Here is a 10301-nt window from a genome sequence, read left to right as displayed (position 1 = left end):
ATCTGTGGGGTTTCGAGGGTTTTGTGGCGACATAACGGATATCACCACACCAGGCCTGATTCGGCGCGGTGACGGCAAACGCCTGATCGAGCAGGGTCGGCGCGAACGGCAAGCCATGTGTCAATCTGGTTGTTGCCTGAATGGCGCTGCGGTGATGGACGACGCTGCGACTGCGCGGTCGCTGGGTGCTGAAGATGATCATTAATGAAGTCTATCGCTCACAGTACGCGTGCTGTGCGCCACGGGGACTGTCGTCGGTCGACGCTAGCGGCCGTTATGTAATACAGGTTTCTCGGACGGTTGTGAGTGATCGCGATGGTTCGGCAGCCTGCCACCACTCCGTGCACCGAACTCACGACTTAACGTCGGACTTCCACGGCCAGCAAGCGCTAGTTTCAACATTTTCTCGGTCCTTCTGGATCTGCTCGCGGTTGAGCGTGGCTTCGCTGGAGACTGCAACTTGGTTCGTCGACATTCGGTCGGCGTCGGCTTCAGTCGACGCCGCATGCACCTCCTCGCTAGCTCTCAACAACGGCAGACCGAGGCCAAACCGCGAAACTTCGCCCTTTAATGCGGTGATATCCGCCCGCCATGTATCCGCGTTACCGACAAGCAGACTGCGCTGGACTGTGGAAGTGAGACGCTTGCGATTCAACTCAGGCGCTAGCTTCACTCCCTACAGGGAACAAATACTTGGTAATTTGTTCTCGAGTATGTTCTATCTCGATGACATCAGTAATCAGCCCATTAATTTTCAACAATTCTGGGTTTTCAATTTCATCGGTCAGTTTTCGCATTATGGATCTGGTGGTTTCATCAGACTCAGACATTACTTTCTTCATCGTGTCCGGGCTGAAAACGCCGATGTGGGCCCGCGGATACGCCAGTACTGCCACAGGGTCAAATCCAGGACCACCCATGGCGTACACTCCTCCCGTATACGCTTTTCTGGCGACGAGCAGTAATTTTGGTACCTTGCATCGAACATGTGCTCTGAATAATTCCGCTGCGGCCGAAAATATGCCACTTTTTTCAGCTTCTCTGCCGATCATAAATCCTGGGATATCGGCAATGAATATGATTGGCATGTTGGTTTTTGCGGCAATATTTATCATTTTTACCATTTTTGAGGCGGATTTCCGATAAATTGCACCTCCATTATGTCGGGGGTTGTTGGCGATAATTACAGCGAAATTTCCTTTGATGCTCGCGTAGGCGGTCAACACTTCCTCCGCGTATTCGGCGCTTATTTCCGTAAAGCTGCCTTTGTCGATAAAGGAATTCAGCAAATGATGCATGTCATAGGGTGTGCGATGATCTGTTGGAATTAATTTTTCAAAATCAACCGCATCGGGTTCTTCATATTCAAGGCCATGGGGTCCCTTGCCTTTGAAACTTCCATGCAGTAATTTTCTTATGCACTTGAATAAACTTTCTTCATCTTTGAATACCAGTTGAACCGAGCCCGAGCCCTTGCTGTGAACGTCTGTTCCACCTAGCGAATAGAGATCGGACTCCTGGGCCAGCATTGCCTTCACCATATCCGGACGACCCATACATAGAGCACCTTTCTCAGTCATCAACACTAGGTCTGCGAGCATCAACGGTAAAGCAAGTGGACCTGAGGTCGGACCGAGTATGACGGAAATTAGCAAATTTCCTTCTGCAAATTCTGCGAGGGATGCACTGACCCTGCCCATTCCGAATGGAGATAAAAGTAATCTGGCCATGTCCGGCGAGAGCACTTTCGTGGTGTCGAAACTGCCTGTCCCTCCTGCCTTGTCCTGAATGTAGATTAAGGGGGCACGTTTATCCCGGGCCCGAGTTACCGTGCTGATGATCTGCTCGGCAGTGCGCCACTGTCCGCCTCCCTGAAATTCACAGTCTCCTCCGCGATTCATGACCAGAAAGGTTTTTACCAAATTTATGGTTCCTTCGCCGCAGATGAAATGACTTTTTGCGGCAGGTTGACGGTCAACAAAACTATCTGCGTCATAGAGCACGTTTATTCTTTTCAACGAAATTTGCATTAGCTATCTGCCTCCTGGCAATGCGTATGAATGTTGGCTGTTATCGGTGCCGTGCGTCTGTGCGGTGTTGAATGGCAGCCTCATTTTCAGGAAGCCAAAATGTCTTCCATAGACATTGCTGCGGCCAGAAGGCGGCGGTCCTGGCCCCGCGCGGCGTCAATACTCAACCCCACCGGTAATGCATCATCGGGAGCAACTGGAAGGGTGATAGAAGGTATCGCGGCGTTGCTGGCCAAGTCGGTGTTACGTATCACCTCGGCAAACAGTCCCGGCCTGCTGGCATCGCTCAGATGAGGGACGCTACGCGGAACTGTCGGGTACACGAGAAAATCGATGCCTCGAGTGCTGAACAGCGAGTCTATTTGTAGACGTAAGACGCCTATATTCTGGATTGCTGATGAATAATCTGCGGCAGATATAAGCTGTCCACCAAGATTGGCGTGAATGATGTTGCGAACAATTTTGTCGCGAATGTTATCAAATACAGCATTTATCCTGTTTCCCCATCCTAAGGAAAGCAATGTGCGGGGAAAGTCAGTGAAGAATTCGTAAACCGGAATGGTGAAGGTTCCGGTTCTATTCAGGTCAGCAACAACCGCGTCATCCAGTTCAACGCACTGGAAACCAGCGCAAGTCAATCGCCTGACGGCATGCCAGCAATACTTTCGGACATCATCCTCCAGGTCAGTCCACATGGAGGCCGGAAGGCCTATTCGGCCGCGAGTATTTTTCTGTTTTGTCGGAAGGTGGCTATCGGGGGACAGCAGATCATATAGAAGTAATGCATCTTTCGCCGTCCGCGTCAGAAGGCCCGGCGAATCCTTCGTGCGAGAAACTGGAATGATTCCGGCCGAAGACCAGCGACCACTTGTGGGCCTGAAGCCGGTGATACCACAGAAGGCGGCCGGTATCCTTACGGAGCCGCCGGTGTCCGTTCCGATCGCCATCGGAACGATACCGGCTGCCACAGCAGCGGCACAGCCGCCACTGCTGCCACCAGCCAAATGCCCTGGAGCCGCTGGATTTCCCACCGTTCCCCATCGAGGATTGACCGATGTGATACCAAAGCTGAGTTCATGCATGTTGTTCTTGCCGGCAACGACAGCACCGAGCGCTCTCAGCTTTCTGACAACAAGCGCATCGCGCGTGGCTATACAACCTTCCATCCCCGGTGTCCCGGCAGTGACAGGGAGCCCCTTAACACAAATATTGTCCTTTAAGGAAAAGGGAATGCCGTAGAGCGGTGCGCCTTTCAGGGCATCATTCGCTTTAGCGAAATGCGCGTCCGGGCCGCAAGTGCGGATGAAGCAGTTGAGCTTTTTCAGATGCGAATCAGCGCTGAGTGCACGCTCCCGGATTTCAGCCGCTGAAAGTGCACCGGTACGTATGCCATCGCAAAGCGATTCCACAGTGTTTTTTGGATACATAAAATTTCCGCGAATAGGATGTCATCCTGTCCGATGTCAGTAACGATAAGCACTGCGGATCTCGTCAAGAGGATTGCCCGGTAAAAGATTTCCTCCTGCGCTACGTATGACGGCGCAGGCGCTGTTCACAGCCGTCTGCACAGCTCCCTCAATCCACCCACCGGTAAAAGAGCAGCCACATCCTGCCAGATAAAGGCCGGAATCCCATGCGGGATCATTCGCGGTCTTGAACTGAAAGAAGAGACGCTGCGAGTAAACATCTTCGCCCGGATAGTTGAGCTTAAAGGCACCCGAAGAATGCGGATCGGTCAGCCAGTCATGGTGCAGGATGCTACGTTCATAGTCGTCATCGGCGGGAACCAGGTGGCGCGCAAGTTCTGGATGGAATGTAGCAAGGTCGTCAACAAAGCACTCACACCGCTGTTTTTTGTCGGGAACACTCAGTAGCTTGTGAGCGTCATCTTCCCAAGTGTAACTAAGCAAAACTACACCTTGACCATCTGGCTTATCGGGTTCGTAATCAAGGCAATATACTCCTCTCGCAAAACTGTCAGACTGGATGGTGACTGGCAGGTCTTTAGTGATCCAGAACTTGTCGCGGGTGAGCATGAACAGCTTTGAGGAACCCGTAAGATGCGTTTCCCTGACGGCTCGTGAGACGTCGCGGCTGAGAAACGTTTCGTCGTCGGTCAGGCAATGAACCATCTGCATTGCCCTGTTGTTGCTAGTGACGATCACTCGGTCGAAAACCAATGCCTCGTCTTCATCAGTTACCAGTTTTATCTTTCCATTCTCTTTGTAGATGCGACCCACGCTATTGAAGCGAACCCGTTCAGAAACGGAGCACCCTGCGATCTCCGCTCCCGCCAGGCGCTCAGCCAGTGTAGAGATTCCGCAGGAAATCAGGCGTTGATCATCCAGATAGCCGTTAACGACCAAGCGCAGTATTTCGGTGAATCCGGCCTGATAAACAGGTAGGAAACCTCCGGATCCTATTCCTAAAGAGCCAAACAGCTCAAAGTCATAAGGCCTTTCCCAAGGGATACCTCCGGGGGGGCGAGGGCCAGTGAAAATCGCGACAATGGCCGCATAGAAAGAACTGTCACGGAACACATCGAGCCACGTTTGCCATGCCGCACGCGCTTCCTGAAAGCGATGTGATTTCAACATGACCGTGATTTCTGCCGGCGCTACAAGAGATGTGCCATTGATCACGCACCCTTCCTGCAAAAATGCCCTCCAGCTTTCATGAACAAGCCTGAACAAAGGTGGCGGTGAATCTCCCGCCGGCCAGGTATGGCGAGTGCCGCGATAATGCAATTCGGTATCAACCACTCCTGGATCGGGGAAAGACGTGGTCGTGGAAATGCCGTGTTTGTTCAAATAATGGAAAAGACCGGTTGCACTCGGAGGGACCCGCATTGCGCCCATTTCAGCAATAAGGTGCGGGTACCGCGGATCAAATACTTGTGACCATATTCTTCCTCCAATGCGATCGCGGGCCTCAAAGACCGTAACGTCGTTTACGCCTGCCCGCATCAGCTCAGTCGCCGCCACAAGACCGCTAATACCGGCCCCCACGATGGCAACGCGCGGAGTTGGAGTGCGTGATGAAAAGGAGCCGATTGCCCCTTCAGACTCGCAGAGCCGGAGGAACGGCGCGTAGTCATACAATAGGTCAACAGTCGGTGATGGACTTTGTGAAGATGCGACGTGATTTTTCATGGATTTTCTCCTTTGTGGCAATGCATCCACTTGAGGAATGATGATGGCTGGAAATAGCGCAGGGACCTTCGACAGAAGAGATCGAGGTTATTTATTCCGTTGCCGATAGCTGTGCTGCTCCTCGGCAGAAAAATGCTATTCATGGTGAATATCCATGGATGCCACGATATCAAATCGACTGCGGTCATATCAAACAAATAAAATTGATGTTTGTAGCAAGCTAACGTGAGAGTAGCTTCGTCAGCCATGACTCACTACTGATAAAGGGAGTTGGTTGATTTGTGAGAAGATATTTCGGGCGTGCGCAAGCTATTTCGTCCGCCCTGAACAATCCGTTTGGCGTGGTGTCAGCCGGCGCGTGTCAAGGTACTCGCCTCAGTCATGCAGCCAAAGGCTGTTTAAGTGCGGTGTGCGAGGCCATCGTGACGACTGACTCGCGCTCCGGATTGGGGGCGACGGCGCCGATTGGCGTCCAGTCCCGCGCGCAGCGTGACGGCATCATCGATGTTGTGATATTAAGCAGCGAACTCGTCGGACCAACGGTTGAGCACGACTATGCGATTACCCTCGGAGGATCAGTTGATTCTCATGTCGCGAAAATTTTTCAGCTACCGTTATCGGCGTGATCGAATTTTAGCGCTTTCAGCGCTTCGGCGAGGCGCAAATCGAGCGTCGGGCGATCTGCGGCCGTAAACAGCACATGTCCGACGCGGGCGCGAAAGTCCGTCAGTTTTAGGACTGTACCGCCGATGTGCGAAAGAACCTCGACCTCTTCGAAGCCGGGCGTCGCGCGCACGCGTTCGACCGCAGCGGCGCCGGCGAAGCGCCCAGTTACGGGCGTGAAGAACTGCACACCGCTCACGCACGTCGCATGCCTTGCATCACAGAGGGGCGCTGGATCGGTGTCGCCGAGATGACTGCGTATCATCACTTCTGGCAAGGAGATGGACTTGCTGAGTTCAACCAGCCGGTAGATCCGATCACCTCCGAGCCGTGCGGCGATCTCGATGAGCACGGGGCCGTCGCGCGTCATGCGCGCCTCTGCATGGAAAACGCCGAGGTTGAGGCCGATTTTCGCGGCGACCTTCTCGACGTAAGCGACCAGCGCTGTACGATGCTCTGGCGCCAACGCTGCTTCGACAATGTGCCCCATCTCGACGAAATACGGCTCGGCACTCAGCAGCTTTTCTGCCACCGCAAGCACGCGCGGCCCATGTCGGCCGACGTAACCTTCGATGCTGTACTCCGGACCCTCGACATATTGCTCAAGTAGCAACACGTGGCCAATTTCGCGGCCCATATCTACAACGCCGTGGCGCATGGCGCGCTCGACCGCGAGCTGCAGCTCGACAAGAGAGTTGACGCGCGTCGCGTGCTGGCTACCGCAGCCGTCCACAGGCTTAACAACGGCTGGAAAGCCGACCTGCGAGGCGGCCGTCACGATGTCACGGCGATCTGCGATTCGGGCGAATCGGGGCCCCGCCAGTCCCGCAATTGCGAGGTGTGATCGGCTGCGGTACTTGTCGCGAGTGAGCGCTGCCGCTTCGAGCGGCAGATGCGGGAGACCGAGCCGAGCGGCCGCTTCCGCCGCTACATCGACTGAGTATTCGAACCCAGGTACGATTCCATCGGCGCCAATGGCGCATGCGGCGGCTGCGACGGCGCTCGACGAAGCAGTGTCCACCACCGTGAACGACGTGACGGCCGCCCGTAGGTCACGCGGCACGACGCGCTCGGCGGAAAACACGTGCGCAGCGACACCAAGGCGCGCAGCGGCGGCGACAAGCGCCGTGCCGGACGACGCCGGTTCAATCACTATGATGGCGGTCATGGGGACGTTCCTTATATAGCAACAGTTTCGCGTCGGGGCGTGGTCGCCACAAGTAGCTCGTCGAAGTACTCGTGGAGCAGTTCGACGAAGTGGCGCAAATAGGTCTCAGCCTGTTTGATTCCGCCCCAGCCGTCGATTGCCCGCTGCAGACCGACCCACATCACATCATCGTGACCGTGAGATCCGTCGTGCTGAATGTGGTCGAGCGAACGCTTCACGAGATCGTGCCCGAACGCGCGCGCTCCTGCTTCGGTGATGATTTTGTTATAGCGATTCGAATACCATTCGACAAACCAGTTCCAAACCATTGTCGACAGCGGACCGTCGCGGCTAATGCTCAAATAAAGATAGCCAATCAGCTTGTCGGTGCTGTGGAAAGGTGCGGTGCAGTCGATCTCGGCTGCAGACAGGCTGAATTTCTCGATGTCACGCAGAAATAGCCCCTCATGCCCATATTCTTCTGCAAGGTATTGCGCGAGAATTTGCGCGAGCGTGTTGTCCTTGAAGCCGATTTTGTACAGCGCGAACGCGTCGACCTCGTTGTTAAGGCGGATTCGCAACACTGTTTCGATGAGGTGGCGGCGATAGTATTCACTGTCGATCCAATCGCCACGATGGAAGGCGGCGGTCTCCGGCGAAGTAGCGAACATCTGGGCGACTGCGTCTTGAGCGACTCGCTCAAGACGTGCTCGATCGTTGCTTGTATTCATATAACCATCCAGATCGAAAAAAACAGGGCGCACCGGTTACTGTTTATGCCTGAGCCGGACGAACCAGGGGTACAGCTGCCTTTACAATAAGCAATGATGTCCCTTGGAGAGTCTGAGAATTCCCCTGCAGTGGGGGCTAAGCCGCGTTGCAGTCGCTGTGCGGTGACAGGGCGTACTGTCGGGCGCTCCTAGACGATTTTTGATCAGCTTGGCTTTTGCCAGTGGATTCGTGCCAAACGTTGCGGAACGCTCTCGCCTCGAATGTTTTTTGTCGACTGAAGCTAGCTGGTTCGATCTTCTCGCGTGCCACCACATGGAAACTCCTTCTCGAGAGGGGGCTGGACCATGGCCACGAGCGCTAACACCGCAAAGCGGTGTGGTAGCCAAGTTGTGCTAATCGTGCCGTATGCCATCGTCGCGGGTAACGGTACTGTACTTCATTGGATCGCGCATATGAATGCGACGGTGGACATCGGCGCGGTAGCAAACACGAATGTCACGGACGCTTTCAGCAACGCGTATCCGGTTTGCTGTCCGTTCAATTCCTCTTCATCTATGCTCTCTGCGTGAGTGACGGAAGGATATTAACCGCGGCTGTATGCGTGGTATAACCTGATAATCTTTATGTTTGCATGAGGGGAATTGATGATTCGCGATCTCGACAGCACGCTGCTGCGTACGTTCGTTACGGTGATAGAGGCCGGCAGCGTGAGCAATGCTGCGGTGGCTCTTCATCGCACCCAGGCTGCCGTGAGCATGGCCCTTCGGCGTCTCGAAGACGAAGTCGGCCAACGCCTGCTCGAACGTTCACCGCGCGGCGTGAAGCCGACCTCGGCGGGCAGCCTGCTACTGCCGTATGCACACAAGGTGCTTGAAATTGGCCTCGCGGCCCGTTCCGCACTGACTGTCGGTGACGTCTCGGGTACGGTGAGGGTGGGCATTCTGGAAGACATCGCAATGAGTCACCTTCGCCATGCATTGCGGCAATTCTCAGCATCGTTTCCCGATGTCTCGTTGGAGATAGTCGTTGATGCGAGCCCGGCGTTATCGCAGCGGCTCGCAAGCAACACACTTGATTTCGCGATCGGCGATCCTGCGCTGATCCACGCGGAGCCGCTCGTTACCTGGCGGCAACCGCTTCGCTGGGCCGCCGCACGTTCCCGCAATGCCGACCTGCGTGATGGCCCCCTACCAATCATCGCATTCGGCGGAGCATGTAGATGGCAGGAGAACTTCTTTGCGACGTTGCTTGACGCCGGCATCGTGTGGCGCGTTGCCTGCACGAGCACGAGCCTGTCGGCGATCCAGTCGGCCGTTGAGGCCGGACTCGGCATTGCTTTACTGCTCGACTGGCACGTGCGCCGCGATACTATGCACGTGATCGATCCGCGTGCTGTCGGGCTGCCGATGCCGCCTGTGGCTGAATTCGGTCTATTCAGCCACGCGAAGTCGAACGACCGCACGTCCGCAGCAACCGCACTGCAGCGCTTCCTCTTTCGCTCGCTGCAACTCTGTTTGCCAGAAGACGGCGCACTCGGCAGAGAACGCGCCACCATGCCGCTACGTTTTCCCAACTGATCTACGTCGTGCCGTGGGTTGCGTCGAAGGGGCGATCTTTCGATGCGTCGACATCCGCAGAATAGTTGCGCCGAACAGTCTTGATCCTAACGCAAGCGTCCAGTCGGAGATTTGGTGCGAGATCAAGAAGCCGGCGGGCGAACTTTGACGAATGTCAATGAAAAATCCGGATCAAATTTATTAACATTATTTTCACGATTACTGATATCGCACACTAATCTTGCACAAAAAAACAGAATTGGCTGGGCAATTGGCCGGATTAGGGAAACACTGATTTATCAGGCCCGGCCGTCATCGCTGAGGTGTCCGCTGAAGGATCTGGTGATCCAGGTCGAGCGAACGAAGGCGCAGATTCGCGCACGGGTCGAGCATCCGTCTCATATCGTCAAGAACCTGTTCCGTCATCGCAAGGTGCGCTACAAGGGACTGGCCAAGAACATGGCGCAACTGTTCAGTCTGTTCGCCCTGGCGAACCTGGCGATCGCGCGAAACCGGTTGCGGTCGGTTCATGGGAGCAGTCCGTCACGCGTGTGAAAAGTGCGAGAAATGAGGCGCATCCTCGGGTCAAACTCACCAGAATTGCCAACGCTTCATTTCGGCATCCGGAAATTCCGACCCATCGCCGCCGACAACCTCGCGGGATGGCCTATTAATCAGCGATTCCTTAACAGCCCCTAATATCATTTTGTTAAGGCTTCTTAACAGTCCCGGGTCGTCGAGCGCTGCGTCAGGCGGATCGCCAGCGTCTGCTCCCAGTAGTCATCCTCCACATAGCCCGGCTCGGCATAGCCAGTTCCGCAGTCCGCCCCACCAGCTCGACAAGCGTGGGCATAACCACACTACGGCACTTTGACCCGTATGCCGCAGGCTTGGGTCAGAAAGCGGCGCAAATCGGTTGCATTCGACGCCTGCTTGTACTGCGTGGCGAAAGAGCGGATGCGCGCAAGCAGGAGCGGGATGAGCCGCTCCGACACCCTCACGCCTAGTGCGTCGTAGGCCT

The 10301-nt window shown here is 55.1% G+C and carries 6 protein-coding genes and 2 pseudogenes; 2 read left to right on the top strand and 6 right to left on the bottom strand.

The features are described from left to right. The 6 genes and pseudogenes from B0G83_RS39000 to B0G83_RS37560 form a co-directional block, all read right to left on the bottom strand. Positions 1-202 (bottom strand): annotated as a pseudogene (locus B0G83_RS39000) (hypothetical protein); the annotation flags it as partial. Between the two features lie 454 nt (positions 203-656). Beyond that, entirely contained in the window at positions 657-2030 is a 1374-nt protein-coding gene (locus B0G83_RS37580) for a carboxyl transferase domain-containing protein (protein WP_105512317.1), read from the bottom strand. 86 nt (positions 2031-2116) lie between these two features. Next, on the bottom strand, positions 2117-3457 hold the full coding sequence (locus B0G83_RS37575; RefSeq protein ID WP_105512316.1) for an amidase family protein: 1341 nt from the start codon (positions 3455-3457) through the stop codon (positions 2117-2119). Between the two features lie 36 nt (positions 3458-3493). Then, positions 3494-5182 (bottom strand): NAD(P)/FAD-dependent oxidoreductase, encoded by a 1689-nt coding sequence (locus B0G83_RS37570; RefSeq protein ID WP_105512315.1) that lies wholly within the window; start codon positions 5180-5182, stop codon positions 3494-3496. Between the two features lie 604 nt (positions 5183-5786). Then, on the bottom strand, positions 5787-7013 hold the full coding sequence (locus B0G83_RS37565; protein WP_105512314.1) for an ATP-grasp domain-containing protein: 1227 nt from the start codon (positions 7011-7013) through the stop codon (positions 5787-5789). 11 nt (positions 7014-7024) lie between these two features. Then, entirely contained in the window at positions 7025-7723 is a 699-nt protein-coding gene (locus B0G83_RS37560; protein WP_105512313.1) for a hypothetical protein, read from the bottom strand. Between the two features lie 645 nt (positions 7724-8368). Here B0G83_RS37560 and B0G83_RS37555 point away from each other — a divergent pair. Beyond that, a complete protein-coding gene (locus tag B0G83_RS37555) occupies positions 8369-9301 on the top strand; it encodes a LysR family transcriptional regulator (protein ID WP_105512312.1) in 933 nt (310 codons plus the stop codon). Positions 9302-9607: 306 nt separating this feature from the next. Beyond that, positions 9608-9835, top strand: a pseudogene (locus tag B0G83_RS37550) (transposase); the annotation flags it as partial. Positions 9836-10301: the final 466 nt, after the last annotated feature.

It is taken from the genome of Paraburkholderia sp. BL21I4N1 (assembly GCF_002973525.1).
Lineage (GTDB): Bacteria > Pseudomonadota > Gammaproteobacteria > Burkholderiales > Burkholderiaceae > Paraburkholderia.
This window is presented reverse-complemented; position numbering and strand designations above follow the sequence as displayed.

Excerpts from the sequence above, each read along its gene's own strand:
- B0G83_RS37560 (WP_105512313.1), bottom strand. The coding sequence starts at position 7,723 with ATGAATACAAGCAACGATCGAGCACGTCTTGAGCGAGTCGCTCAAGAC.
- B0G83_RS37565 (WP_105512314.1), bottom strand. The coding sequence starts at position 7,013 with ATGACCGCCATCATAGTGATTGAACCGGCGTCGTCCGGCACGGCGCTT.
- B0G83_RS37555 (WP_105512312.1), top strand. The coding sequence starts at position 8,369 with ATGATTCGCGATCTCGACAGCACGCTGCTGCGTACGTTCGTTACGGTG.
- B0G83_RS37580 (WP_105512317.1), bottom strand. The coding sequence starts at position 2,030 with ATGCAAATTTCGTTGAAAAGAATAAACGTGCTCTATGACGCAGATAGT.
- B0G83_RS37570 (WP_105512315.1), bottom strand. The coding sequence starts at position 5,182 with ATGAAAAATCACGTCGCATCTTCACAAAGTCCATCACCGACTGTTGAC.
- B0G83_RS37575 (WP_105512316.1), bottom strand. The coding sequence starts at position 3,457 with ATGTATCCAAAAAACACTGTGGAATCGCTTTGCGATGGCATACGTACC.